The sequence below is a fragment of the Limosilactobacillus sp. WILCCON 0051 genome, assembly GCF_039955095.1.
GTDB lineage: Bacteria > Bacillota > Bacilli > Lactobacillales > Lactobacillaceae > Limosilactobacillus > Limosilactobacillus allomucosae.
Window position 1 is genome coordinate 1,286,648 of sequence record NZ_CP154878.1, and the last position, 26,986, is coordinate 1,313,633.

Here is a 26,986-nt window from a genome sequence, read left to right on the forward strand (position 1 = left end):
TCCCCTTGTTTTTCCTTTTAGGCTTCCAGTTCTTCCATTGTCATGGCCGCAATAAAATGGCGAATCCGCTCATCAGGATTATCCGGTGCAAAAAAAGCTGCCGGATCGCCATCATATTTGATCGTGCCATCCTCGACAAAAACGATCTTATCGGCAACGCGTCTAGCAAAGACCATGTTGTGCGTTACGATAATCAATGATTGATTTTCCTGAGCCAGTTTAAGCAGCACGCGCAAGACCTCTAATTCCAGTTCCGGGTCAAGTGCTGAAGTTGGCTCATCCAATAACACGTATTCCGGTTTCATGGCCAGCGCACGGGCAATTGCCACTCGTTGCGCCTGCCCGCCAGAAAGCTGTGCGGGATGGGCACCAGCCAAATCACCCAGTCCGACCTTGCTTAATATTTCCAGTGCTTCTTGATTGGCAGTTTCTTTAGACTGCTTGAGCACGCGGATGGGACCTTCCGTAACGTTTTGCCGAACCGTCAGATGTGGAAACAGGTTGTAGTCTTGAAAAACCATGCCTGTTTTCTGCCGCAGCATCAGTTTCTGCTTGCGACTGACGCTCTTTTCAAAGTTCAAATGCAGCTCATCGAAATCATAGGTGCCGCGATCAGGCTGCTCTAACAGATTCAGCGAGCGCAGGATCGTTGACTTGCCCGATCCAGAAGGGCCAACCAAAACCGTCGTCTGCCCAGCCGGAAACTCCAGACTGACATCTTTTAAAACGTGCTTTTTGCCAAACCATTTGTTAATCTTAGCGAGTTTCATTAAAACCTCCTATTGAACAGGTGCGGTCTTGGCCAGTGATTTTTCCAGCCAGGCCTGCAGACGCGATAAAACGGTCGTAAACAGGGCATAGATCAAAGCCACGATAATGTACATCAAAAGCGGCTCGTAGTTTTCAGCCGTGATCTGCTGAGCTACCGAAAACATTTCTGCAATCGTAATAGAAGCTGCCAATGAGGTATCCTTGACCAGACTGATAAATGAGTTGGCCAGCGGCGGCAGCGCGACTCGCAATGCCTGGGGCAAAATGATGCGCCAAAGTACCTGCAGTCTGGTCATGCCAATTGCTTCAGCCGCCTCCCATTGACCTTTGGGAACGGAAGCAATCGCCGCCCGAATCGTTTCTGAGGCATAAGCACCAGTATTGAGCGAGAAAGTAATCACCCCAGCGGTAAACGGCTTGAGCTGCACGCCGTCAGGAAAGACTCCTGGTATAACCAAATGCGGCAGGCCAAAAAAGACAATGAACAGCTGAACCAATAATGGCGTTGAACGAAACAGCCAGACATAAAAGACTGCGATTCCCTTTAAGATTCGAAATGCGCCCTTTTGTCTGGACAAACGAATCAGCGCCACGAAAAGCGCGATCAGCAGTCCCCAGAAAAAAGATACCAGGGCTAATGGAATCGTGTATTTAAACCCGGCCGCCAACAGTTCTGGCAGCGAGCTTTGAATCGTATGCCACATCTTATCCCTCCTAAGTTAAATGTTTCAAATGATTTTCAAATGTAATAAAAAAGGCGCAGTCGGGATTGACCAGGCTGCGCTTCATACTGATCCGGCCGTTTTCAGCCAACCAGCTGAGCAACGGCAATAAGCGGACAGCTAAAGCGCGGTCCGCTGCAACATGAATGGTTGGTTAATGGATTGAAGTTTGCCATTGCTGATTTCTCCTTTGAAAAAGTTAGTAACTGTATGATAACTTACAAAAAATAAGCTGTCAACAAAAAATTCCTAAAGCTCATCCAAAACTTTAGGAATCAACGTTTTATTACCAGGCAAAACTAGTCAGGCATGTTGCAAAGCTGAAAAAGATCCCAGGGAAGTTGGCCCAAAAAACCGGCCAGTCCCGATCTTCTTTAAAGTAAGCATAGATGCTCCACAGCGTACAGTTGATGCCGGCGACAAATGGCTGTACCGGTGAGCCATACTGACCATGCAGATTATTAATGATCTGAGCAATATAGGAAATGTACATGAGAATGGCGATTACGCTGGCAAAACGTCCCAGCCAGCTGATGAATTTTTCGCTGGTAAAGGAATGTGCTGAATGTGAATGTGGATTAGTCATGAATAAGTTCCTTCTTTCCGATCGATATCGGCTTAAATCAGTCAACATCTTGCAAAATCCCAAACTCAATCGTAAACGTTTACAACTTGTTAACGGTTTCATCTTAACACCATTGAACTTAATGTCAACCGGTTGTCAGAAAACTGCATCCAGACCAATTTATTGATAAACGTTTAGCTTCACGACTGACTGAATGCTTCATTAATCTGCACCGCTGACTTAAATTTTTCAAAAAAAAATAAAACTGAGACCGGCTTTAGCCAATCCCAGTTTCATTAACAATTAATCAAAGCTATGCAGTGCTTCCATAATCAGCTCAATAAAACGCTGCCGATTGATTCCCAGCATGACCTCGGTATTCTGCGGCTTGCCGGTCAGCTCATAGTAGTCGCAGACCGTTTCGCCACGCGTCAGCTCACCGGTCGTTTCAACATCGACGTTCATTTTTTCGGTTTGGAACATCTCTGGTTCAATCAGCCAGGCAATCGTGCAAGGATCATGCAGCGGTGCTCCTTGAAAGCCCCACTTTGGATTTTCATGATAACGCTCAAAAAAGCTCAGCAGGCCATAAAATGCCTGGCCAACTGGATTTTTGATCTGCCGCAGGGCCTCAATTTCCGGTTTCAAGATCTGCGCTTGATGCGTAACGTTTAATGGTGCCATTACCAATGGAATCCCGAAATTCATGACGATCTTAGCCGCCTCGGGATCAACGAAGATGTTGAATTCCACGCTGGGCTGCCAGTTGCCAAGTCCCATGGCCCCTCCCATGTAGACGATTTGATCAATTTTTGCCTTGGCTAGTTCTGGGTAAACCCGCAAAAACAGCGCCGCGTTGGTCATTGGTCCAGTAACTACCAGTGTCACCGGCGTTGCACTCTCTTTAAGCGTTTTGGCAATCAATTCGATCGCAGTCAGCTCAACCGGCTGGAAATCTGGCTCCGGCAGCGGATAGCCGTCCAGACCGCTTTCACCATGCACCTCACCGGCTGTTTCCAATGGCTTGACCAAAGGAGTCCGGTTCCCGCCAGCAACTGGAATATCCTCTCTGCCCAACAGCTTAAGCATCCGCATGGCGTTGTTGAGTGTCTTGTCTGGCGTTTGATTGCCAGCTGAAGTCGTAACGGCCAGCAGCTCTATTTTAGGCGAGGCCACCGCCAACGTCATTGCCAAAGCATCGTCATGACCAGGATCACAATCGAGGATAATTTTTTTCGTCATAAATTTTCCTGCCTTTCCATTTGATAAAGCGTTTTCAATTGTAAAACTAGTATAACATTTTACCTAGTGACTTCAAATCCCCGAATTTAATTTTTAAAATTTGCTTTGAAAAGCGCAGAAACCTTGATCTATCAGTAGTTTTTCGTAATTCAGATTCCCATCAAAATATAATAATTTTTTCGTGGTAAAAGGCTTGATTTTTAGATCGATTCAGCTAAAATACTATCTCGTGAGTAATCGAAAAAAGCATCTTCGCTTTAATAAATTTTAGGAGGCATGAAACGTGACTTTGCGCAGCTTTTTCAAATATCACCACAATCAAAAAATGATCGAACGCCTGGCAGTTGAACTGTCGGAAGTAATCGAGCGGCGGCATTTGGATTCCGTACAAAGCGCAATCGTCTACGTTCAAGATCATGCTTTCTTTCCTAACGACCGCGACTATCAAATTAAGCTGCATATTGACGACTGCATGGCAATGGACATCCTGCCGCTGGTTGAAAAAGAAACGACTACGGTTTGCCAAAGTCTGGCCAAGGCACGCTGATCAAAAACCCGTTACTAAGTATTTTGCTTAGCAACGGGTTTTATTTGTTGGTATTCATATGACTGGCAGCTGTTTTAGAATCAGCCAAGTCGTTTTTTGTCTGCTCTTAATCTGGATTTCCTGCTGCTACTAGTTAGACATTTTGATGCAGCTTAAATCCAGTCAAACCAACGTTAAAGTTTAGATTATGATTTGACGACTCTTGACTGGCAAGGTATGCGGGTTGGCAGTGAAGTAATCGATAAAATCCATTGTTTCCTGCTTGACCTGGGTACGCGTCATGATGTCCAATACCTTAACGCCGCCGATCATGTTAAAGTGCTTATTGATATAAGTATAGGTCTCTTTAACGTTTTTTACCTTGTCGCGTCGGGTGTAGATGCCTTCCACGATTCCCAGCGCGATATCTTGATTGTTCGTCAGCTTGCTGGCAAAGAAACTAATTGCCTTACCAGACAGGTCCAGCTCGCAAAAGAAACGAATCAGCCAGTAAGGATCCGTATCCGCATTCTGCTCATCATACAAGCGCTTGCCTACCCACCAGTATTTTGATAATCGCTGTCTCAACTGAGCGCGAATGGTGCTGCCATAAAAGAAAAGATAGTTTTTGATATGCTGATCAAAATTTTGATGGTTGGCTACCTGTTTGAGACTGGCCAATAAATAATCAAGATAGACTGTGTTAAGCATCGTAAACCACATCTCTTCCTGGGTGGCCTGCACCGGCGTCAGCCAATTTAGCGCACTGTAGACGGCAATCGTATTATGGACCTCATCGCCTGGTTTCAGCAGCTGGTATTCAAACTCATGATTGATCTCGTATACCTCATCGTTTTCAAAAAGTTTTTGGATTGCTGCTCGATCCAGATTGCGATAGAGATCCAGGTATTTTTCATCGAAATCACGTTTAAAAGCTTCCAAAAATTCATTCGTACACGTCCGCAGCTTAGTCTTCATCCGTCGTCAACCTTTCTATTTCGTCAAACGCACGATCCAGTGGCATTTCCAGTAGAATCTGCGCTACTTTCAGCGATAGGCTGGGGTCTTTATACAGATCCTCAACTTCAAAATCATTAGCCTGCATCTTTTTTTCAATCACCTGATACCAGCGTTTGTCAGACAATTCTTCAGCTCCCGGCTGGGCCATAAAATTCAGCAACTGCAGCAGGGCCGGCATAATCACGATACTCAGTGAGGTGTTGGGAAGGTCCTGATCCCGAACATACTGCTGATAGATCTTTTCTGGCAGATAGATATAAACGACATCCCCATCATTGTTGACTTTCATTTCTTTGTCCTTATGCGAGGTTACCTTCATGATTGAAGAAATGTTTTGGAAACTGTCGATATCGGATACGTCCAGGTTGATCGTAAATGATACTGCCAATGGGTCCCCTGGCTCCAAATCAGGAAAAACGTAGCCCGGCCCGTACAGATCAGGATTTACGCTGGCATTGCGTAAGCCGATGATTGTATCCTTAGCCAATAAAAAGCCAGTAATTTCTACTTTTTGACGCAAGTAGCGCGGATCAATCTCGAATGCAATCTGTGTTTTGCCTGGTTCAACCGGGATCAGCCGCCGAAAAGCCGCACGCGAATTTTCAATGTGCAGATAAAAACCAGCCTTATCCAGTTCAATCTGCTCGTTCAGCACCTGATCATGCAGCTCAAAATCAGCATACAAGACCGCATTTTTAAATGGCGTCGCATCCTCAAGGCGGTAATGCACGACAAAGCTTGAATCTGCCTGGTAATCCGGGTCGTTAATCGACAGAACTGGGTAAGGATAGATGCTATTCACAATGCGCATAGACTTCCACCTCCAGTTTCAAGCGCGAGTTCCGATTCAAAATCATTTCAATCCGATGCCACTGTCCTTTTGCCAGCTGGTCAAGATAGACACTGTTAAAGCTAGTTCCCAGCGGCGTGCCATCCAAGGAAGCGGCTTTTACATGTACGATGTCTTTATTGCCTGAGTCGCCCACCACATTGATTCCGATTCGTACCTGGTCAAGCGGCTGGCCGGGATTGATCAACAGATTATAGCGGCCTTGATGATAGTCGGCTTCAATACAGCGATAGGTAACGTTACCGATCAGCTGCCGTTTTACATTGATTTTAGCGTACTGATCACTACCTTTATCAGGAGCATGGCTGCCGGGCTGATCACCAAACGAGGCATTGTTTGAACCGCCAATGCCGCCACCTTCGCCACCATCATATCCCGAGCCGCTGGTCTCACCATCCTGAACGCCAGTCGTGCCAAATTCATCCAGATCATCGCTAAGCTCGGTCTCACTGGCCCGCACTGGACTTTGATCGCTGGTCTGCGGCTGGGCCTCTAGTTTGACTTTAGGACGATTGCTGCCTTTTTGTTTCAGCTGCGCCTTGGCACCTTTAAAAGCATTTAGATCATCCGGCAAAAAGCTGCTGACGCCAAACGCATCAACCTGTTCTTCAATCTTTTGCTCGTATTGGTTTTTAATCGTGGTACTGATAAAACGACGGATACTTCTTAAAAACTCACCCATTTTCTTTGGATCCGCGGCTCGCTTTTCAGACCATTTGTCGTGATTGGGATTTTCCAGTTCCTTCAGCAGCTGATTGATTTTTTCACCATTGGCCCAGAAAATACCCGAAAATTGAAGCGTGGAACTGATTCGATTCTGTTCATAGATTTTCATCCCCACTTCACGCGTCATTAAGACTCGACGATTATTAGCCTGTGAGCAGTTTGAAGTCAGCAAGATTGCATCGCCATCCGGTACCCCGTAGTTGGTCAATCCTTGAAGCGAAAACTCGCAGTGGTCGGGATCTTCCAAAACGTTGAGATAGCAAAAGGCATCTCGATATTTCTTAGCCAGTCGTTTATCTTTTTGCAGGTCATCTAAAATCATCTTGGCAGCTGGGTAATCAATCGTTTCACCATCTACTTCAACCACCAGTCGATTCTTATAAAGTGAGAATAAGAAGTTGTCAACGATCGAACGCTTGATCTGCGTCTGCCAATCACTCAACAGACTGCGGTTAAAGCCAAGAACATAGATGTCCGTACCAGTTTCTTGGCGAGGATGTTTTTGATCAAACGGTAGATCGGTATCAAAAGGCTGTTTGCCACACACGCCAAAATAACCGGTACCCTGAGTAATATTTTGTTTGGCCTCTCGCAGCTTATAGGAAACGAATTTCATCACGCAGATTGAACGATGCCCGTCAGCTGCCAGCGAGTTATAGCCAACCATTCGCAGATCACTGACTGCAAACGGCGCTCCTTTGCCGATTCCAAATGAGCCGGCTGAAGAATCGTCTTTTTTGATTGACGACCCCGCCTGCTCAATCAGCGACTGCCAGTTTTTATTCAAAAGCCCAGTCGTTTGGTAGTCACTGATTTTTAATACCGGAATCGTTGGCCGGCTCAGCGTTTCTGCCATCCGTTTAAGCATCTGCTGCGTCTTTTTCTCATGAGACCATTCTTTTTGCGCGGCTGGCAGGATATCGTCACGCAGTTGATTGACGTTTGGCAGCTGTTCAGTAGGCAGGTCAAAATATTGAAATGCGACTTTTACTGGCTCCCGGCTGGCTGCTGCATCAAGCGAATTTTGACATATCTCGCGAGCCAGTGAATCCAATGGCTGGTCGCGAAACATTTCCAAAGACGCGTTGGATCCTGATTCCATCTGCAGATCTTGACCATATGGAAAGTACCATTGATCAGGATTCATTTTTGGTTGATTATGACTAGAAAATAATCCCATGCTCATTCCCCCAATTCTTTTATTGCAACTGATTTAGCCAGACTGTTTTCACATTGCCATTAATGCTATAATCAAGGCGTCAATAAGCTTTATCATTAAATTTTCTTGTTGACTGATTCTAACGGCAACGCTTAAACCAGCTGCTGCAAGGATCATTTTTTCGAGGCGTCTCAGCGATGAGGTGCCTTTTTATTTGAACTGATAATAGTAGTCGTCAAGTACATACGTCTTAACCGGCTTAATATGCAGCTGGTATTTTTCGACCAATTCTGCCAGCTGCTGACCATCGATCAAGGTAACCGTATTGCTGCCTTGATAAGCCTTGAACTCGGCCTGAGCGGTAAAATGACTGGTAGTGATAAAGATGCCATAATCCGCGTTAAAGCTTGCCATTACGCCTTTAAACTTGTCAATTTCCGGTTCCGAAACCGGCTGCTTGCCATAGCGTTTGCATTGGATGGCAACCCGGCTGGTACGAAAATCATCCGCCATAAAATAACCGAACCCATCAATGCCATGATCGCCAGTCAGTTTAATGCCGCGCTCTTTATCCAATCGGACGCCCATCTTGGAAATCAGCAGCCGCGAAAAACTTTCAAACTTGGCTGGACTAAACTGCATCAAACACTTAAGCAGATCCGCTTTCCAATCCGCGTTTTGCAGATCCTGTGCCTCAGAAGCCCGCGTAAGTGTCATCTGTTTAGGCTGCTGATGAGAATGCCGCTTTGAATCATGCTTGGTCTCATAGTCAGCCAGATCTTGCCGTCTACCCAGATCCGTTGTGACGATATCCTCACCGGCTCGGGGCTGCTCAATATAGCCAAACTCATACAGATCTTGAATTGCGGCGGTAAAATCCTCCATAAATGGCGTATGACGATTCTCATCCTTGCCTGCATAAACATCCTCATAGCGCAGCCCGTCATACTGATTTTCAGCAATCGTTTTGCGAATCATCTCGCGACTGGCTGAACCGCCCAGATCCTGCAGTGCCATTAAGATTGCTTTGTCTACAAATCTTTTCTGATACTTCAAACCGATCCGCCCTTTTACTCAAAATAAATATACATATACCAATTTTAACTGAATTCAGCCGGGCTTGACATAGCTGACGGCAAATATCTTGGATAAAATCTATTTAAATTGACGTTCAAACGCTAACTCGCCTTTCAATCCAACAATTTCAAACTTAATTGACCGTTTTTCCATCTGATTTAGACCATTATTCGCCAAAAACTGCTATCATAAAAAATAAGATCATCTATCGGAGGCAGATCATGACGGAAAACTATATTCGCGACTACATGCGCCTGGCCTATCAAGAAGCCGTCAACGTACAGCGGCTGTTCGTTGATGCCATGAAGTCAACCGGCGTCAAGGAACGGCTCTGGGCTCATCTGGATGCTTTTCAGCGCAACGTCAATACGATGAATGAATTTATGTACCATACCAGTGAGGTTGAAAATGCCGCACAATATGTCAAATTTTTAGAGCAAGCCAAAGAATTTCGTCAATTAGTCGATGAAAAAGTGAAAAAACATACCTATACCAGAGCCGATCGTGATAACATCTATGATGCGGTGATGGCGTTAGACAGTGCCATGCCGCTAGTACTTTAAATTCATGTCTCAATCAGCTTAATCGCCGTTGTTCCCCAAAAGCAGCGGCGGTTTTTTCTACTCTAAGTCAAGTGTTATCAACGATTTTAGGCAATTTTATTTTAAAATAAGGACTTGATCGGGAAATGACTCCCGAAGGATCAAGTCAAATATCTGATTTAGGGCATGATAAATACAGCCACCTTCTGTAATTTCAAAAAGAGGCTGTTATAATATCTATTGGATCAATTTTTATGACAAAAGTCTTTGGTTATGTTTGGCTACGTCATAGCTATATAATTGATCATTCTTAATTAAAGCGAAGATCGTCCGTAATAATTTATGGATCGATGCGATAGCGGCCTTCTTGTGACTTGCAGTCTCAGAAGACCGTTTTCGTTTCTCGTAATAATCCGCAATATGACAAGGGTTTCCCGCTTTCTTAGCCGACTGAATTTGGTTTATGGCCAAGTACAGCACCTTTCTGCCAATAGCTGTCCCGCGCTTTGAAATTGACAGGTGGGCCGCAAGGTTGCCAGATTCATAAATCTGAGGGTCAACGCCAACGAAGGCATTTAATTGGTTAGGGTTTTTAAAGCGTCTGATATCTCCGAGCTCACTAATAATTCTCAAGGCAGTATTTTCGGCGATGCCAGGAATGCTTTTAAGGATCTCCAGATCCCGCTTGGGAGCGAGCTTGGTCATCTCCTTTAAAGCAGTCTGGCACTCTTCTTCAGCGCTTAGGATGTTGTTAATGGCCATTTCAAGGCCACGAACATAAGCACTGCTCTTTTTGACAGCTGGGCATGCGAGCTTAGCCAGCCGGATAAGCCTCTGTGCCAGATCATTGGCACGTTTTTCACCAATACCAGATAAGCTCTTTAAGAAGTCGATGATATCGGCTTCTTTTGTTTCTAATACGATATCAGGGTGCGGGAATCTGAGAACAATACTCCAGTAGTTTTTTCCTCTCGGATTAGCCATTAGGTGCTCAATCTCTGGGAAAGTGAGCTGAATGGCTTTGTGCAGTCTATTCTTGTTGGTTATCAGATCGTGCGAAGCCTGCTCGTAGATGCGGTTGTTGGCCATCAATTCTTGATATTCTTCGCTTTGAACATAGGCCAGCCGTTGTGGGTGCTCAGACTGCAGCTTGGCAAGGCACAAGGCATCAAGCTTATCGGTCTTGTTCTGGTGCAGGTCATCCTTTGTCTTTCTTTTGGCTTCCAGCGGATTCATCATGACATAGCGTAATTCGTGCATGTCCAAAAACGCCTGAAGTCTTCTGGAGTAGACGCCAGTTGCTTCAAAAATAATTTGCGGGTTGGTAACCTGTTTAAGATCATCTAGCAGCTGATTGAAGCCTACCATATCGTTGGAGATGGCATAGTCATTAACTTTTTGGCCATTGACCATAATGCATACGTTAGACTTCCGGCTGCTAACATCAATACCGAAAACAGTTTTCAATAAATCCATAAGAATAAACCTCCGCTTTACTTGGAGATGAGCTGCCTTCACCCAATTCAATCAGATCTAATTTTCTCAACCGGACTTTAACAGCCAACATACTTAGACGAGATTCTCAATTGAATGGTGAAGCTGCCAGTTTTGTTTACGACATCATGTGTCCAAGAGCTCCACGGCATTGGCTTCATCTCCACTTTACATAGTAAAAGAAAAAGTGTTGAACGACTACTCCGTCGAGTAATCATCCAACACTAGATTAGTATGTTTTGTTTGGATAAAATAAAAAGCCTCGCCATTGACAGCGAGACCTGCAGTTTAGAGAGAACCTGAATGGATTGTGAGACCGCTAAAAGCTTTCTCAACATTAATTAGTCTAACGAGGCATTGTAAAGATTCATTCGGTTTTTGGGTATTATTTTTGTAAAGTTTCTAATTTGCTTTTAGACAGATCCTGATTAGATGAGCGCCGCACCAACAGCGTAAACCGCAAATTGACTTTTAAGGCGATTTTCTTTAAGATTTACGCAAACACGGCTGCATTTAGCCGCTGATATTTGATTTTAACCACCTTAACCAAGAAAAGAGTGAGAGAGAATGAAAGTTGCCGTACCAAGCATTATGTCGCAGGCTGGCAAGGATTATCTGACCAGCCGCGGTTTTGAACTGATCGAGACCAAAAGCCAAAGCGCCGCTGCCCTGGTTAAGGAAGCCGCGGAAGCAGATGGCATTATTTTGATGACGGAACCATTTCCCAACACCTTAGCCGATCTGCTGCCCAAATTAAAAGTCATTGCCCGCCATGGCGTCGGCTACGACAATATCGATTCTGAATTCTGGGCTAAACGAGGCGTTTGGGTAACCATCGCTAAAAACGCCAATGCCTCAACGGTTGCGGAATCAACTCTGACAGCCATGATGGCAATCTCTAAAAATCTGGTTCCCACCACTGAGCACCTGCGCCAGGGTGACTGGGGATGGACGTTTGCTCATCAGGGGTTTGATCTGGCCGGCAAAACGCTGGGAATTGTCGGCTATGGTCGCATCGGCCGCATGATTGCCAAAAAAGCCAGCGCCCTTGACATGAGAATCATCGCCTACACGCCATCCAACCGTTCAGACGGCAATGCCGAAATGGTTGATCGCGACACGGTCTTTAAGGAGGCTGACATCATTTCGCTCAACATGCTGGTTACGCCAGAAACTACCAGAAGCGTTGGCCAGCGTGAGTTTGACATGATGAAAGATTCGGCCGTCCTGCTTAACTTTGGTCGGGCCGCTCTGGTTGACCAAGCAGCAATGCAGGCCGCGCTTAAAACCGGTTCGATTGCTGCCGCTGCGGTCGATGTCTTTGATCAAGAACCGCTGCCCAAAGACGATCCCTGGTTCAGCACGCCCAATGTCTTGCTGACGCCGCATTGTGCCGGCAACACCAAAGAATGTATGGATCGAATGGCCGTTGATGCCGCCAGCGAGGTCGTGCGCGTTTTGAATGGCGAAAAACCGCTGTGGAGCGTCAATCAGCCATTAGGCATTGATTAAATGAATCATAGTCAAGAATCAATAATCTGTCTATTATCTATAACCAAAAAGAAACGCGCTATCGGCTAAACAGCTTGACAGCGCGTTTTATTTAGCGTGATTTTTTGAATTGAGCAACGACTGGATCTTCAGCGGCTTGGGCAGCAGCAACGTTGGCGGCCTTAAAGTAGACCCGATTGGCATTATTGTACATAACATCAGCCAGCTCGGCATCATTGAACAGATCAGTCTGCTCCAACCAGACAGCCAGCTGATGATAGGTATTAAACGTTGCCGACCATGGTGAGTCAGTCCCCCAGATCAAGCGCTTTGATCCAACGATCTGCTTGGCCAGCGCGACCGTTTTTTGACAGCGCGGATAAGGAAAGTCAGCCGGCTTTTCCCCATCGATATCTTGGATTGCTGAAATGTCCAGATAGATGTTTTTAAGCGGTGCAAACTGCCGCAAAACGTTTGCCAAGCGCTCCAGATGATCAGCGTTGGGAAATGACAGATGACAAACGACAAAATCCATTTTGGGATAGCGCTTGGCCAGATTAACGATGGCTTCGGGCTGATAGCTGGTCTGGGTATCGTCACCATAATCAACGGTTACGACAAATCCCGGATAGTCAGCCAGATAATGCATAATCTGCCCAACATGAACGTCATCATCCAAGCGGAACGGTTTATGAAAGCCATGCAGGCCGCCTGCTTGGCTGATCTCAAACTTAATGGCCCGAAAGCCCAGTTCTTCAACGTGCCGTTTAACGATTGCCATCGCCCGCTCAGCGAATGGATCCACGGCAAACGCGCCGATAAAGCGATCAGGATATCGTTTGATGACTTGATAAGTGTAATAGTTTTGATAGCCGTTCAGTGTTCCTTGCAGTAAAACGGCCTTTTCGATATTTTCAGCCGCCATGATGGGAAGATATTTTTCCACGCGAAAATCATCGTCGCCCCATCCCGCTGGCAGCAGGTGAATAATCTCACCATCGTCCCAGATCGCATAGCCATTGCCCAATGGACTCAAGCGCCCTTGTCCTTTAGAGCCGGCCATCGCCCGAATCAAGTGAATATGTCCTTCAATTTTTTTCAAAGCAATCCTCTCCTATTCAGAGTGTCTAACGTCGCCTACCCAATTGCAGCCGTGATAAGCATGGTTCGCTGCTAACAACACGGACTGACAGCTCCCGAATTTAAGAGCGACGTTATTGGCAAAGCGGCCGTTTTAAAACGCTCCGCCGCCTGAACCACCGCCAAAGCCACCGGAACTGCCGGCTGAAAAGCCACCCGAGCCGCCAGTTGATGATGATGAGTTGCCGGTATCCAATGCTTTTTCAAAAGTGCTTTCAAACATGCCCGTCCAAGGATCACTGGCAAAAATCCATGGATACGTAATTAAAAGCGTATCATTAAGCTCAGCTTCATCAAACGAAAGCCTTAATTCACGAATAACTTTTTTGGCCAGTCCAAACGCCGTCGCATATGGCAAAATCTGTTCCCATAAAACAATGTCGCCAACTTCTTTGAGCTTGAAGTCGCCAATATCTTTGAGCATGAGAATAAAGCAGTCTAAATCATATTTCATTTTTTGCCCCTTTGGCGTATATGGCAGGAGCTGGCGGTAATATATAATTCCCCAGCCAAAGCCGCCTGCAAATATCAGCCCTACGATCATTTTGAAAATCCAGCCAGCGACGATAAAAATCATCCCAAAAATCAGCAAAAGCTCGGCGATCAGCCAAAAGATGCCAATCTGCTTGAACAGGTCCGCGTCGGCATCATAGTAGCCGGTTTTTCTGGCACTTTCCAGACTGGCTTGCGACCATTGATCAAAGGCTTTCGCGATCTTTTTAGCGTGCTTGCGCTGCTTGCTCCATTTTTTCAGCTGCTGGATCGTAAAGCTTTGGCCGTCCCCGCAATCGCTAAACATAATCTTAAGCAGCTGATTTTCGGCAATAACGGCCGGTTTTTTGACGGTAAATCGATAGTCGTCGTTTTCAGTCTTGCTGATTGCAATCTTATATTCACCTGCCAGCTGCATCAGATAGCCGCTGAGTACGCGCGCGTCAGGCTGTTGATTTTTATCGATCACGTAGGCCTGTTCAACTGGATATGGCGGAATCTCAAAAGAATGAACCAGTGGCGGCTGCTTGGATCGCTGGGGATGTTTTTTAATCAGCCACCAGCCATAAGCTAAGATACTGATGCCGCAAATGGTACTATAGCCGATTTTGAAAAGCTGTCGCCGTCTTTTTTCCCGGGCGCGCTTGGCATTGGCCGCTTTTGCCAGCTGCTGCTCCTGCTTTAGCTTAGCAGCCAGGACCTTTTTGGCGACTCGGTTATCGTTTTGCGGTACGACGGCATTGGCAAACAGCAGGTGGCTTTCAACAAACTGATTGGCCGGCACGCGGTCGACCGTCATCTTAACCTGACCCTGCCGCTTCTTGACTGACGTTTTGCCGTTTAATGGACCATGCGTAAAGGCTTTAAGCGAGTCAACGTTTTTAGCCGGCAGCTGAATGGTGATTGAAACGTCATGCAGTGCTTCATCCCAGCCCGTCCCAATAATCTTCCAATTCAACTCGGCCGTATCCTGATAACTGGTAATCACGCCATGCAGCCGGTAGTGATAGATAAAGGTTGCTTCCGCGTCGCTGATTTGATGATAGACCTTGAGTTTGAGCCAGTCTGCGCTCTGCGTGGCCTTAACGGTATTATTCTGACCGGATTGGCTGAGCGCCAGGTTAGTCAGCTTACCGTTCTGCTCCACGGCTGCCGAGATCTGATCAGCCTTGCCGATGCCTTGCAGGTCTTGATTATAATAAACGCCATGAAAATCACCGTCAAAATCATAAGTAATCCTTTGCGTCAGATCCGCATCGCCGTTTTTTAACACGTCAACGTTCACTTGGTAATGCTTGATGGTAAAGTCGCCATCCGCATGACCCACGACTGGCTCCAGCATGATCAGCATCAAAGCCAAAAATCCTAGCAGCCAGGCATTCTGCTTTTTCATTCGCCTGCCCCCGTTTCTTAATATTTTCTTTAATTTTACCAAATCCGCGCTTTTTAAAATAGCCTACTATAAAAAACTGCTATCAACGTCCTTACTATCGAGCATCAGATAGGAATAAATATTTTGATACAATTCCCCATAACTGTCTATTTATTCAGATTTCTTGAAACCGCTTGCGAAAAACGCGCTAAAATAAAGGCAAAATCAGATGAAAGCGATCTTTATCAGTAAGGAGGCTTTAATAATGAGCAGGCAAAAAAATCATGCTGACGCCGCCTCCGATCAAGTCGCGGCGCAAAAGGCTCGGCAAAAACGCGTTGACTATGCAGCAACGCATTCGCCAGCCGAGCTTTTCAAACATTTCAACACCAGTCAACAAGGCCTAAATGATTCGCAGGTAGCGCAAAGCCGCAAGCTGTTCGGAGCCAACCACGTGCAGCAGCAGCACCAGCCGTCAATTGGCAAGCGTCTGATCAGCGCTTTTGTTAATCCATTCACGGCAATTCTATTGATTTTGGCAATCGTGTCCACGTTTACCGATATGATTTTTCCCTACTTTTCCTTATTTGGCAGCCGGCCAGAAAACTTCACCTGTGCCACGGTCGTCATTATCGTTACGATGATCATGCTTTCCGGCTTGCTGCGCTTTGTTCAGGAATACCGCAGCGGCAACGCAACGGCCAAGCTGCTGGCAATGATCAAGACGACCTGTACCGTTACGCGCAATGGTCAGGAAAAAGACATTGATCTCAATGACGTCGTGGTCGGCGATATCGTTCATCTTTCAGCCGGCAATATGATTCCCGCCGATCTGAGAATCCTGGAAAACACCGACTTGTTCGTCAATCGTTCCGAGCTGACTGGGGAAAGCCGTCCCGTTGAAAAAAGCGCGGCTGATGAGACGTCCAAAGATCAGATTACTGATTACGAAAATATCGCGCTGATGGGCAGCAACGTCATCTCAGGCAGCGGGCTGGGACTGGTCATTGAAGTCGGCTCAGACACAATGTTTGGCTCAATGGCCGGGGCCGTCGCCAAAGAAAAGGTCACCACCAACTTTACCAAGGGCGTCAATTCCGTCAGCTGGGTTTTGATCCGCTTCATGATGGTCATGGTGCCATTGGTATTCTTGATCAATGGTCTGACCAAGCACGACTGGCTGGAGGCTTTCTTGTTTGGGATCTCAACGGCGGTTGGGCTGACGCCAGAAATGCTGCCGATGATCGTTACTACTTGTCTGGCCAAGGGTGCCATCGCGATGAGCCGCAAAAAAACGATCGTCAAAAATCTTAATTCGATTCAAGACTTTGGGGCCGCTGACATTCTTTGTACTGATAAGACTGGCACGCTGACTCAGGACAAGATCGTCTTGGACTGTTATTGGAATATTGATGGTCAAGCCGATGATCGTGTTTTAAGACATGCCTTTTTAAACAGCTATTTTCAAACTGGTTATAAAAACGTGATGGATAAGGCTATCATTGCCAAAGCCGAGGACACCGAGTCGCATCCCGAACTGCAGGATCTTGAAAACGACTACGTTAAGATCGACGAAATTCCATTTGACTTTAAGCGGCGGCGACTCAGTATCGTCGTCAAGGATCCAAACGGCAAGCGGCAGATGGTAACCAAGGGCGCGGTTGAAGAAATGCTTAGCGTCTGCAGCTATGCCGAAACCAAAACCGGTGTCCAGCCGCTCAATGACGCCTTGCAAAAACAAGTTAAGGCCACGGTTGATCGTTTAAACGACAAAGGCTTTCGAGTTCTGATTCTGGCACAGAAAACCGATCCGGCGCCAATTGACGTTTTAAGCGCCAAAGATGAAAAAGACATGGTTTTAATGGGCTACCTGGCGTTTCTGGATCCGCCAAAAGAATCAACGGGGCGCGCGCTAAAAGCCTTATTGGAGCATGGCGTCACCACCAAGATTCTGACTGGCGACAACGACAAGGTTACGGCCACCGTCTGTCAAGAAGTCGGTATGTCGGTCACCCACCTGCTTTTGGGTGAAGAGATAGTCAAGATGTCAGATCAAGAACTAGCCGCGCAGGTCGAACAAACGCAGATCTTTGCCAAACTGACTCCCGATCAGAAGGCCCGCATCGTCTCTGCCCTGCGCGCTAAAGGCCATACCGTTGCCTACATGGGGGACGGCATCAATGACGCAGAAGCCATGAAAGCAGCCGATATCGGAATCTCCGTTGATAATGCCGTTGACGTGGCTAAAGAATCGGCCGACATTATCCTGCTGCAAAAAGACCTGATGATTCTGGAGCGTGGCATCGTGGAAGGACGCAAGACGTATGCCAACATGATCAAGTACATCAAGATGACGGCTTCTTCCAATTTTGGGAACATTTTTTCCGTCTTGATTGCTGCCGCGCTGCTGCCATTCTTACCGATGAAGAGTATTCACCTGCTGCTGCTCAATCTGATCTATGACTGCTGCTGTACCGCCATTCCTTGGGACAACGTCGATGCTGACTATCTCAAGATACCGCGCGAATGGGATGCTTCTTCGATTGGCAGCTTTATGATCTGGATGGGGCCAACCAGCTCAGTCTTTGATTTGACAACCTACCTGTTTATGTACTTTATTTTCTGTCCATTATTCGTTTCCCATGGCATTCTTTATACCGATCTGCCGGCGCATTTCTCCGGTGCCGTATTAGCGGCCATGCAGCTTAAATACGTCGGCATGTTCCAGGCTGGCTGGTTTGTCGAGTCAATGTGGAGTCAGACGATGGTAATTCATATGATCAGAACTCCTAAGATCCCCTTCATTCAAAGTCGTGCCTCTGCTGAACTGATTCTGCTCTCAACGATTGGCATTGCCCTGGCAACCTTGATTCCGTTCACTGCAGTTGGCCGGGCAATCGGCTTTGTCGCCTTGCCAGACAGCTATTTCTGGTACTTGATCCCCTGTGTAATCTGCTACATGCTTTTAGCCACCAGCATCAAGAAAGCTTATATTCGTCACTATGGCGAGCTGCTTTAAGGAAGGTGATCATCATGATGACTTTATTAACTGCTTTTCATCCGGCTCATGATTTTTGGATCGGACTGCTGATCGTCTTGGCAATCATTGCGTTGATGAACCTGATCTGCTGGCTGCTGCCGCCTAAAAAACGGCCATCAAAGCATCCAGCTCAAAGTCATTCCCAACTAAAACAGAACTAAGTAAAACCGCACTGACTGGCTGAGTCGGTGCGGTTCTTTGTTTGACTTTCATTTAGCGAGCGGCTTGAGCCTTTCGCTGCTTAATGGCTTCGTTAATGGCGGCCACGTTCATCTGCTGTCTTAGACTGTGACGATCGATTCGATTATATTCACAGTAGCGCCGCCAGTTTTGCCGCGGCACGCTCCATGACCGCCCCGTTTTAGGATCACGAATTGAGACGCGAATGCCGCAAGCCAGGCCCAATACCAATAAAACGGCTGCCAGAGCAAACTGCATGAACAGCGCAAATGCCAAGGCCAGCATCAAAAAGAGAAACTGACCAACCGGAATCAAGCGCTCAAACGGTCGGTCGTATTCCATCGTAGCATCGCTTTGCAGCGGCAGCTTATTCTTATTCATGATATCCATCCCCTAAGCTTTATTTGTACTCTAATTATAGCTCAAGATCAGATATTTGTACGGATAAATATATCGGGTATCGCTTTATTTATCTGTCAATTGCCGTCAAGATCAGGATTCAGCCATGATTAAAGGCAGCCGGATCCTAAACTTCTTTTTCAGCAATCGCGTACCAATTGCCCTCTGGATCGGCAAAATTGAACGTCTGCTGGCTGCCTACCAAAACGATTTCATTAACGGTCGCGCCCATCTGCAGCAGTCTGGCATGTGCCGACGCCAGATCGTCAACATAAAACATGATTGAAGGCGAGTTCAGCGCAACTTCCGGCGAGTATTTCTGAATAAAGGCGCGACTGTAAAACTGGAGACTGGCTTCAGGAAGAACCGGGACCGTAATCGCCTTTGAACCGTCGATCATCGTTTCTTCACTGATCCGTGGCGTCCCAGCTGCCTGCTCAAAAAAAGCGGCTACCTTTTCGACATCATCGACATAGATCATTAAATTCATTGACTGTAACATAATAAACTCCTTATCAACTATTGTTTGGCTTGCCGTTTCTTGATCTGCGCCGCAACCGCCTCTGCTCGGCTCTGCTCACGCCACCGTTTCCAGTCGATGTTATTATAGCGACAGTATTGGTGCCATTTTTTGCGCGCTACGACCCATGACTGACCGGTTTTAGGATCACGGATGCCGACTTTTTGATAAAACAGCAAACCGCCCAGCAACACTGCCAGTGCCAGCCCAAATCGATAGAAAAGGCATAGAATGATCACGCTGATTAAAATGATAAACTCAACGCCCGAAAATGCCCGCACGTAGACATGATCGTACTCACTGGGATTTTGACTCAGATTTTGCAATGGTTCAGCCGGCTTTGGGTCAAGACTGATTGGCAATTCTGTTGTGCTTTTATTAATGGTTTTTCGCATGATTTTCCCCCAAAACTTTATCTGCCTAATAAAGATATTATATCGCAAATCTTTGATAGCGCCTACAGGTTCAATTTGTTGAGCTGCTCATCTGAAAAAGATAGAATCTAAATATGCTTAAACAATCTATTGAGGTGAAAAAAATGGCTGACATATTAACACTGCGTCAAATCAGCTTGACTATGCAGGGAAAAACGCTTTTAAAAAACATCAATCTAAGCGTACCCAAAGGAGCCTATATCACATTAGCCGGGCCTTCTGGAGCTGGCAAGAGCACGATTCTAAAAATCTGTGCGCGTCTTTTATCGCCCAGCAGCGGTGAGCTCTTATATCAAGGACAAAATGCCTTTCAGATGCCGCCCCAGGAATATCGCCGCCACGTCTCCTATTGTTTTCAACAGCCCGTCTTGTTTGGCGAAACGGTCGGCGACAATCTTGATTTCCCATTTCAGATTCGCAATCAGGCTCCTGACCGAAATCGACAGCAGGAACTTTTGGATCAGGTCAATCTGCCCAAGGACTACCTGACCAAAAGCATTGCCAGTCTATCCGGCGGCGAGAAGCAGCGCGTGGCTTTGATCCGTAATCTGATGTTTAAACCAGCGATTCTGCTGCTGGATGAGGTAACGACCGGCCTGGACGCGCAAAACAAGCAGATCGTCCATCAGCTGATTGCCAATTATCGTCAAACCGGCACTATTTTAGCCATTACCCATGATCCTGATGAACTGGCCAAGGCAGAAAAGATCATTACCGTTAAGGGAGGCCAAATCAATGAATAGCGTTCACGTCAACAACATCAGCCTGGTCTATGCCGCCGGACTGGTACTGATTGCTCTGTTTATCTCATATCGTCAAAAGCTGGGACTGAACCGCGACATGATCATCAGCGTCGTCCGGGCTATCATTCAGCTAACGATTGTCGGCTATCTTCTCAAGTACATTTTCGCGCTCAATAACGTTCTGGTTACCGGGGCCATGGTGCTCATCATCATCTTTAACGCGGCTCATAACGCGGCCGGCCGTGGCAGTGGCATTCCTAAGCTGTTTTGGCCATCCTTTTTGGCAATCTTGATCAGTACCGGCATTACGATGGGCGGTCTGGTTTGGTCTGGAGCCATCAAGTTTATCCCTTCTCAGATCGTGCCGATTGCCGGAATGATCGCCTCCAATTCAATGGTTGCCATCGGTCTTTGCTATCGGCAGATGAAAACCAAATTTCATGACATGCATCAAGCGGTTGAGGAACGGCTTGCCCTTGGCGCGACTGCCTTTCAAGCTTGCGGCGACATTGTGAGAGCCTGCATTAAGACCGGTATGCAGCCAACGATCGACTCTGCCAAAACCTATGGCATCGTCAGTCTGCCAGGGATGATGTCAGGCTTGATCTTTGCCGGCGTGGACCCAGTATACGCGATCAAATATCAGATCATGGTCGTTTTCATGCTGCTTTCGGCTACCAGTCTGGGATCGGTATGCTCATGCTACATCGCCTACCATCGCTTCTTCTCAGACGATCTGCAATTGATTGACCGTTTGGCAAAGGAAAATCAAAAATAGCCAAAAAAGTCGTACTAAGTTAGAAATATTATTGAGACTAAGGCTTAAAAAGAGGGCATCCCGCTGCTTGGCGAGGTGCCCTCTTTTATCGTTACAGTGCTTTGCCAATCAGCTCATCGTCTGCTGAAGACACGCTATTGACAGCAGATGATTCAACTTATGGTAATGACTGATTTCTCAATTGCGGCTATTATACAAAAAGTCCTGCATATTAATATATGACAAAACCATCATTACCTACTTTTTTCAAAAAAGCGATGCATAGTAGGTAAAAGTCAGTGTATATCCAATTAGGGATCCCTAACATTACCTACTATTTAACAAAAATCCCGCAATAGTAGGTAATTCACAAAGTCGGTCTGGCCCAATCACCCCCAAAATATGCATTTTTACCTACGATTTGAGGAAAAGCCATCAAAAGTAGGTAAAGTTAGGTTAACCAAAATATTCATTACCTACTTCAGGCTCAAAATCAGCGTAAAGTAGGTAATTTCCGCCCCTCAAGCTGACCAAGACTCGATTTGCTTCACAATTGACACACCCACATACCCACGGAGGCGTAATTGACTGGTAGAAAGATACGCTCGCATGCCTGCGATAGAACGAACCAATCAATTTTGCTGAAATCGCTGCTTCAACTATCATAGATCAAGCCATTAACGCTAATCACCAGCATTACTAATCGCAGTTGCCAATAAAAACTCTCCGTTTGATAAATCAAGTCGCTTCACCTAGTAATAATTGTCATTTTTATCAACTGCAACTGCCGCTCGATTTATTTTATGCTTTTAGTTAAGGTAAATTCATACTGCTATATTGAAATTCAGTATCATCAAAATTTAAGCATAAAAAAGCTGAGCCGCCGATGAATCTGCCAACTCATCATGTGCTCAGCTGATATGCAGCTAAAAAGATCCTGCATGATTGCTGTTTGATTAAGCATTTAAGCCAGATTCAGCAACGATTTCCAGCTGAACCGTACTTTAGTTCCCAATTTTCGCTTTGCCCATGCTTATCCCTAGTCTAGACGTCATGCTTTGGCTGAGTCGGCCAGCTCGGAATAGCGAACCAATTGAACATCGTGTCGCTCAATCATTTCAATTGCCTGGCCACTGGTTGCCATTTCAACATCCAGCGTTCTTGGGTAGACCAGATGTGAATGCTGCAGGATAAACTGATCCAAAAAGCCGGGATGCAAAATCAGTTCAGGAATCACATGTGGACGCTTGTCAGCTACTGAAAGCACGTGCGCCAGCGTTGCCACTGGATCATAATCCAAACTGAAATCTTCCATAAATGGCGTCAGTTTCTGACCTTGAAACTCAACCTCATGCTCAACGTCAAAGCTTAAATATGGAATCTGATGCTCGCTGGCCACGTCACGCAGCGCCCGAATAAAATTAAGGCTTAATACCGTGTGACCGGCCAGATAGTCCGGCTCGCGCTTGGTCATTTCTACGAAGCATTCGTATTGAGCCTCGACTTCTCTGACCGCGTCTTCGTAATCAACAATGTCTTTTCCCTGTTCAAAAGCATCGTGATAGACCTGCGAACGTTTAAAACTCCCATCTTCCTGCACCAGACTCGCTACCAGTTTTGGATCGCTCAGCGGTTTCCCCGCACAGATTACGACATGGAGTCCAATATCAGTGTCTGGTTCGTTTTTTAACAGGTCCCAGCCATGCTCGCTGAATGGCAGATTAACCATCAGCGAGACGTTATTAACGATGCCACGATGCGTTGCCTCATAGATTCCGTAGTTGACGGCACATGAGTATCCCAGATCATCAGCACGAACAATTATCTTTTTCATTCAACGTTTCCTCCGTCCTTTAAACCTTTTCAACCTTTCTAATGAGTAATAATATCATTATTGGATTACCGAAAAAACAAAAATACTCCAGCATTTCAGTTTGCTGGAGTATCTTTACGAAACATTTTGTTTATTTATTCAAGAATTGCCTTCAATGCCAGCGCAAAGTTGCCGATCGTCGCTGAGCCATTGTTTTTCGCCAGCGGCATTGTGATGTAGTCCTTTAGATCACCTACTTCAACGTAATTGTCCAACAGCTTGGCAAATTCATCCCGCACTTTTGCCAAAAACGGCTCACTGACTACGCCGCCGCCAAAAATGATCTTCCCTGGCCGCATCATCAAAGTCGTGTCGAGGGCAGCTTGAGCAACATAGTAGGCCATAATATCCCAGACATGATCATCAAGTGGCACGTCTTGACCCTTCTTTCCTGTCCGTGCCTCAAAAGTCGGCCCGCTGACCAGACCTTCCAGGCAGTCGCCATGGAACGGACAGATGCCTGGAAAATCAAGATCATCAGGGTGCCGCTTTACGCGAATGTGTCCCATTTCCGGGTGTCCCAGATCGCCAAGAAAATGACCATCCACAACCGCGCCGCCGCCAACACCAGTTCCAATCGTAAAGTAGACCAAAGAGCGCAGCCGCTGGTTGAACAGCGTTGACAAGACGTATTCGCCGTATGCCGACCCGTTGACGTCAGTCGTCCAGGCAATCGGTACGTTAAAGGCCTTTTTCAGCGTCCCAACAAAATCAGTATCGGCCCAGCCCGGTTTAGGCGTGTTGGTAATGTAGCCGTACTTTGGTGAGTTGCGCCGAATCTCGATTGGGCCAAACGAAGCAATCGAAATCGCCTGCAGATCATTGAATTGCTTAAAGTAGTCAATGCATTTTTGCAAGGTTTCTGCAGGTGTCGTCGTTGGAAACTTGGTACTGTCCATGATGCGATAGTCTTCGTTCCCTACTGCACATACAAATTTTGTCCCGCCGGCCTCAATGCTTCCTAACAACATAAATGTCACCTCTGAATCCTTATTTGAGCGTCATTTTAAAACGCTTTCACTTCTCTACGGCTATTATGTTAACGCTTCCTATCATGACTGTCAACCGGTTGTCAGTGATTATTTCATCAGTTCACAGCAAATATCCGCTCACGAATGGCTTTTATTCATGAAAACGTGTAACATGAAGATTAAGCAATTTTACGAATAATGGAGGAATGCCTAATATGGAAGCCAATCATCGGCCTAAATTAGAAGACGTAGCTGCCGCGGCCGGCGTTTCCAAGACCACTGTCTCGCGTGTCCTGAACCATCGCGGCTACCTAAGCGAAAAAACAATTGCCAAGGTTCAAAAAGCAATGCAGGAACTTGATTATCGCCCCAACATCATCGCTCGCCAGCTGTATAAGCAGCGGACGGATCTGGTCGGTATGATCTTTCCTACCGTTGATAATCCGTTTTTCAGTCAGCTGGAAGCCGAGATGGAACGTCAGCTTTATCGCAATGGCTATAAGGTTTTGATCGGCAACAGCCAAAACGACCCTGCCAAAGAAGAAAACTATCTCCAGCAGCTGTTGACGCACCAAGTCGATGGTTTGATCGTCGGAACCCAAAATCGTGGTCTGATCGGCTATCAGCATGCCAATCTGCCAGTCGTGGCCATTGATCAGGTTGTCGGTAAAAATATTCCGGTGGTTTCTTCAGACAACTATCAAGGTGGTCTGCTGGCGACCCAGCGCCTGTTGGATGACGGTTGTCGCCACATCATCCACACCAACGGCCCGCTTGGATTGGACACGCCAACGCAAAAACGGCGCGAGGCTTATGAGCATCTGATGGCCAAAAACAATCTGCCAGCCATTACCTACCATCTGGACTTTAACATCAGTACCATTGATAAAGAGCGGGTTTTCCGCCGCATCTTTGAAGAACACCCTGAAGTCGATGGTATTTTTGCCGCTAACGATACCGATGCCAGCACGATCATCAATCTGGCCAGCGAATATGGCAAGCGAATCCCAGAAGACCTCAAGATTGTCGGCTATGATGGAAGCAACGTTACCCGCCTGCTTTTGCCGGGACTGACCACGATTCAGCAGCCCATTGATGAAATGGCTGATCTGGCAGTACAGCTGCTGCAGGCACGCATCAACGGTCAAAACGTTAAATCCGTGGTTCTGCCCGTCACCATCTGGAATGGCAAGACGGCTTAGCTTTTTTGATCATAACGGCAGCTGACCAGCTTCTTTAAAATAAAATGAGTAAATAATTAGACAAAATTGGTTTTTTCGTTATAATATCTCCGAACATCCATTTATCGATATGGGGGAACCATCATTATGAGCAAGTTAAGTCAAATCATCGCCGAAAATGAGCTAAGCAGCCTGCTGACAAAAAACTACATGGGATTAGAGCTGGAGGAGCACCGCTTGCTAAAAGACGGCCGCATCAGCCGCTACCCATACCCAGCCGAATTTTTGTCACGCCGGCATAATCCATATCTAAAAACCGATTTTGCCGACAACATGCTGGAGATTTCCGGCACGCCAACATTGGGAACCGATGCCAATCTGGCCAATCTTGAAATGCTCCAGCAGCTGGTGTCTGATCATCTGCAGGCTGACGAGATCATCTGGCCGCTAAGCATCGCGCCTGCTTTTTCAAAAGATGATTTAGACTTTGCCGGTTCATTCAACACTCGCTTTTGGATGGCCGAATATCACGACTATCTGCAGCAAAAATATGGCACGGCTCGGGAGATCTTTACCGGCGTCCATGTCAACTACAGCATCAATCAAACCCTGGTGCAATCACTGTGGGACTTCGGTTTTAATGAGGACTTCGCCACGCTGGCCGACTTTAAGAATGCTTTAAACTTCAAGCTGGCCCAGAGTTTTGTATTGTGGCGCTGGCTGTTTACCTACTTTTTTGGGGCCAGTCCAATTGCCGGCAATCTGCCAAGCAATCTACCACGTGATCTGCGTTTTCCGGTTCGCAGTCTTCGCAGCAGCTCATATGGCTATGCCAACCAAAAAGGCGAGGAGATTACCTATGACTCATTTGAAAAACAGCTTGCTCAGCTCAAGGAACGGATTGATCAGCATCAGTTCTTCTCGATGCATGAATTTTACGGCCCTGTCCGCTTAAAAGGTCGTGGCGACAGTCTGGCCGACCTGCAGAATAACGGTACCGAACGGCTGGAATTTCGTTCGTTCGACCTGGATCCGTTTGCTCCGGCGCGGGTCAGCCCAGTCGCATTGAACTTCTTGGAATTATTCTTGATCAATGCTCTGCTGCAGCCGCTTCCTGAAAAAACAGCGGAACAGCTAAAACTGGCTGCCCAACGCAATGAGCAGATTGCCCTGCAGCACCCGGCCGAAGTCTTTGCCTGGGTCAAGCCGCTTGCTGCCCCACTGATTAAACAGCTGCGCGCTACTGCTGCCCAGCTGGACTTGCCGGATAAATATGCCAAGAGCCTGGACCTGGCTGAACAGCGCTTGGAAAATCCCAAATTGACGCTGAGTGGCCAATTGCTCGATCACATCAGTCCTCAAGGCGATCTTTTGGAATTTGGGCTCACAACCGCTTTGGCAGATCGCAAGCGCATTGCTGAATATACCGAGCCATTAGCGGCATTGAAAGGCAAGTGCTCTGCCAGTCTGCAGTCGCTCATTCGCCAAGCCGTGGAGCTGGGAATCAAGGTACGGCTTGATCAGCATCACTTGCATCTGCAGCTTAAAGAACATGAGGAGATCTTCCCCATCCACGTTACGTTTGACTACCAGATCGGGCCGCGCGAGTATCTGCTCTCGCTTTTTCCTGAAGTTTTAAAAATCAATAATGATCAACAATAATCAAAAAGACTGACCAGCATCTTGCCGATCAGTCTTT

General features: G+C 46.6%; 25 protein-coding genes. 9 read left to right on the plus strand and 16 right to left on the minus strand.

Going from position 1 to position 26,986, the window contains the following annotated elements; genetic code table 11:
• Positions 1-17: 17 nt before the first annotated feature.
• From ABC765_RS06120 to rihA, 4 genes are all read right to left on the minus strand, one after another.
• The gene (locus ABC765_RS06120) at positions 18-770 is read right to left on the minus strand and encodes an amino acid ABC transporter ATP-binding protein (RefSeq protein ID WP_347979946.1); all 753 of its coding nucleotides are present in this window, start codon (positions 768-770) and stop codon (positions 18-20) included.
• 9 nt (positions 771-779) lie between these two features.
• Positions 780-1,475 carry an amino acid ABC transporter permease gene (locus ABC765_RS06125; protein ID WP_347979947.1) on the minus strand — a complete coding sequence of 232 codons (696 nt, stop codon included), beginning with the start codon at positions 1,473-1,475 and terminating at the stop codon, positions 780-782.
• 304 nt (positions 1,476-1,779) lie between these two features.
• The gene (locus ABC765_RS06130; RefSeq protein ID WP_033935439.1) at positions 1,780-2,079 is read right to left on the minus strand and encodes a SemiSWEET family transporter; all 300 of its coding nucleotides are present in this window, start codon (positions 2,077-2,079) and stop codon (positions 1,780-1,782) included.
• Positions 2,080-2,361: 282 nt separating this feature from the next.
• Complete coding sequence (gene rihA, locus ABC765_RS06135; RefSeq protein ID WP_180304286.1) at positions 2,362-3,300, minus strand: pyrimidine-specific ribonucleoside hydrolase RihA; 939 nt, start codon at positions 3,298-3,300, stop codon at positions 2,362-2,364.
• A 283-nt stretch (positions 3,301-3,583) separates the two neighbouring features.
• Between rihA and ABC765_RS06140 the strand changes: the two genes are divergently transcribed.
• Positions 3,584-3,847 (plus strand): hypothetical protein, encoded by a 264-nt coding sequence (locus ABC765_RS06140; protein WP_347979948.1) that lies wholly within the window; start codon positions 3,584-3,586, stop codon positions 3,845-3,847.
• A 180-nt stretch (positions 3,848-4,027) separates the two neighbouring features.
• Here the strand turns inward: ABC765_RS06140 and ABC765_RS06145 are convergent, their stop codons facing one another.
• The 4 genes from ABC765_RS06145 to ABC765_RS06160 all read right to left on the minus strand — a co-directional run bounded on the left by ABC765_RS06145 (position 4,028) and on the right by ABC765_RS06160 (position 8,637).
• On the minus strand, positions 4,028-4,804 hold the full coding sequence (locus tag ABC765_RS06145; RefSeq protein WP_347979949.1) for a DUF6339 family protein: 777 nt from the start codon (positions 4,802-4,804) through the stop codon (positions 4,028-4,030).
• A complete protein-coding gene (locus tag ABC765_RS06150) occupies positions 4,794-5,657 on the minus strand; it encodes a hypothetical protein (protein WP_347953302.1) in 864 nt (287 codons plus the stop codon). Before ABC765_RS06150 ends, ABC765_RS06145 begins: the two co-directional genes overlap by 11 nt.
• On the minus strand, positions 5,641-7,602 hold the full coding sequence (locus ABC765_RS06155; RefSeq protein WP_347979950.1) for a hypothetical protein: 1,962 nt from the start codon (positions 7,600-7,602) through the stop codon (positions 5,641-5,643). The genes ABC765_RS06150 and ABC765_RS06155 overlap by 17 nt, the downstream gene beginning before the upstream one ends.
• A gap of 189 nt (positions 7,603-7,791) precedes the next feature.
• Complete coding sequence (locus ABC765_RS06160; protein WP_347963703.1) at positions 7,792-8,637, minus strand: restriction endonuclease; 846 nt, start codon at positions 8,635-8,637, stop codon at positions 7,792-7,794.
• A gap of 242 nt (positions 8,638-8,879) precedes the next feature.
• Between ABC765_RS06160 and ABC765_RS06165 the strand changes: the two genes are divergently transcribed.
• A complete protein-coding gene (locus ABC765_RS06165; RefSeq protein WP_347953305.1) occupies positions 8,880-9,221 on the plus strand; it encodes a hypothetical protein in 342 nt (113 codons plus the stop codon).
• A 231-nt stretch (positions 9,222-9,452) separates the two neighbouring features.
• Here ABC765_RS06165 and ABC765_RS06170 read toward each other — a convergent pair whose 3' ends face one another.
• Positions 9,453-10,676 (minus strand): IS110 family transposase, encoded by a 1,224-nt coding sequence (locus ABC765_RS06170; protein WP_347979951.1) that lies wholly within the window; start codon positions 10,674-10,676, stop codon positions 9,453-9,455.
• Positions 10,677-11,261: 585 nt separating this feature from the next.
• Here ABC765_RS06170 and ABC765_RS06175 point away from each other — a divergent pair.
• Positions 11,262-12,206: a phosphoglycerate dehydrogenase gene (locus ABC765_RS06175; protein ID WP_347979952.1), complete on the plus strand. Its 945-nt coding sequence runs from the start codon at positions 11,262-11,264 to the stop codon at positions 12,204-12,206.
• 91 nt (positions 12,207-12,297) lie between these two features.
• Here the strand turns inward: ABC765_RS06175 and ABC765_RS06180 are convergent, their stop codons facing one another.
• Entirely contained in the window at positions 12,298-13,287 is a 990-nt protein-coding gene (locus ABC765_RS06180; RefSeq protein WP_347979953.1) for an amidohydrolase family protein, read from the minus strand.
• Positions 13,288-13,419: 132 nt separating this feature from the next.
• Positions 13,420-15,210 (minus strand): DUF2207 domain-containing protein, encoded by a 1,791-nt coding sequence (locus ABC765_RS06185; RefSeq protein ID WP_347979954.1) that lies wholly within the window; start codon positions 15,208-15,210, stop codon positions 13,420-13,422.
• Between the two features lie 244 nt (positions 15,211-15,454).
• On the opposite strand from ABC765_RS06185, the gene mgtA reads away from it, so the two are divergent.
• Both mgtA and ABC765_RS06195 read left to right on the plus strand, forming a co-directional pair.
• Positions 15,455-18,208, plus strand: coding sequence for a magnesium-translocating P-type ATPase (gene mgtA, locus ABC765_RS06190; protein WP_347979955.1), 2,754 nt, complete (start codon positions 15,455-15,457; stop codon positions 18,206-18,208).
• A gap of 14 nt (positions 18,209-18,222) precedes the next feature.
• Positions 18,223-18,390 (plus strand): hypothetical protein, encoded by a 168-nt coding sequence (locus tag ABC765_RS06195; RefSeq protein ID WP_270641136.1) that lies wholly within the window; start codon positions 18,223-18,225, stop codon positions 18,388-18,390.
• 52 nt (positions 18,391-18,442) lie between these two features.
• Here ABC765_RS06195 and ABC765_RS06200 read toward each other — a convergent pair whose 3' ends face one another.
• From ABC765_RS06200 to ABC765_RS06210, 3 genes are all read right to left on the minus strand, one after another.
• Positions 18,443-18,790, minus strand: coding sequence for a hypothetical protein (locus ABC765_RS06200; protein WP_033935433.1), 348 nt, complete (start codon positions 18,788-18,790; stop codon positions 18,443-18,445).
• A 145-nt stretch (positions 18,791-18,935) separates the two neighbouring features.
• Positions 18,936-19,310 carry a VOC family protein gene (locus tag ABC765_RS06205; protein WP_347979956.1) on the minus strand — a complete coding sequence of 125 codons (375 nt, stop codon included), beginning with the start codon at positions 19,308-19,310 and terminating at the stop codon, positions 18,936-18,938.
• Between the two features lie 17 nt (positions 19,311-19,327).
• Positions 19,328-19,723: a hypothetical protein gene (locus tag ABC765_RS06210; RefSeq protein ID WP_347979957.1), complete on the minus strand. Its 396-nt coding sequence runs from the start codon at positions 19,721-19,723 to the stop codon at positions 19,328-19,330.
• Between the two features lie 143 nt (positions 19,724-19,866).
• Here ABC765_RS06210 and ABC765_RS06215 point away from each other — a divergent pair, with 143 nt between their 5' ends.
• Together ABC765_RS06215 and ABC765_RS06220 are read left to right on the plus strand one after the other, a co-directional pair.
• Complete coding sequence (locus ABC765_RS06215; protein WP_347979958.1) at positions 19,867-20,505, plus strand: ATP-binding cassette domain-containing protein; 639 nt, start codon at positions 19,867-19,869, stop codon at positions 20,503-20,505.
• Positions 20,498-21,283 (plus strand): ABC transporter permease, encoded by a 786-nt coding sequence (locus ABC765_RS06220; RefSeq protein WP_034540360.1) that lies wholly within the window; start codon positions 20,498-20,500, stop codon positions 21,281-21,283. The genes ABC765_RS06215 and ABC765_RS06220 overlap by 8 nt, the downstream gene beginning before the upstream one ends.
• 1,030 nt (positions 21,284-22,313) lie before the next feature.
• Here the strand turns inward: ABC765_RS06220 and ABC765_RS06225 are convergent.
• Positions 22,314-23,096, minus strand: coding sequence for a ChbG/HpnK family deacetylase (locus ABC765_RS06225; RefSeq protein WP_347979959.1), 783 nt, complete (start codon positions 23,094-23,096; stop codon positions 22,314-22,316).
• Between the two features lie 134 nt (positions 23,097-23,230).
• The gene (gene scrK, locus ABC765_RS06230; RefSeq protein ID WP_128512979.1) at positions 23,231-24,106 is read right to left on the minus strand and encodes a fructokinase ScrK; all 876 of its coding nucleotides are present in this window, start codon (positions 24,104-24,106) and stop codon (positions 23,231-23,233) included.
• Positions 24,107-24,321: 215 nt separating this feature from the next.
• Here scrK and ABC765_RS06235 point away from each other — a divergent pair, with 215 nt between their 5' ends.
• Both ABC765_RS06235 and ABC765_RS06240 read left to right on the plus strand, forming a co-directional pair.
• Positions 24,322-25,308: a LacI family DNA-binding transcriptional regulator gene (locus ABC765_RS06235; protein ID WP_347953316.1), complete on the plus strand. Its 987-nt coding sequence runs from the start codon at positions 24,322-24,324 to the stop codon at positions 25,306-25,308.
• 126 nt (positions 25,309-25,434) lie between these two features.
• Positions 25,435-26,949, plus strand: a complete 1,515-nt coding sequence (locus ABC765_RS06240) for a glutamate--cysteine ligase (RefSeq protein WP_347979960.1) — start codon at positions 25,435-25,437, stop codon at positions 26,947-26,949.
• Positions 26,950-26,986 lie beyond the last annotated feature (37 nt).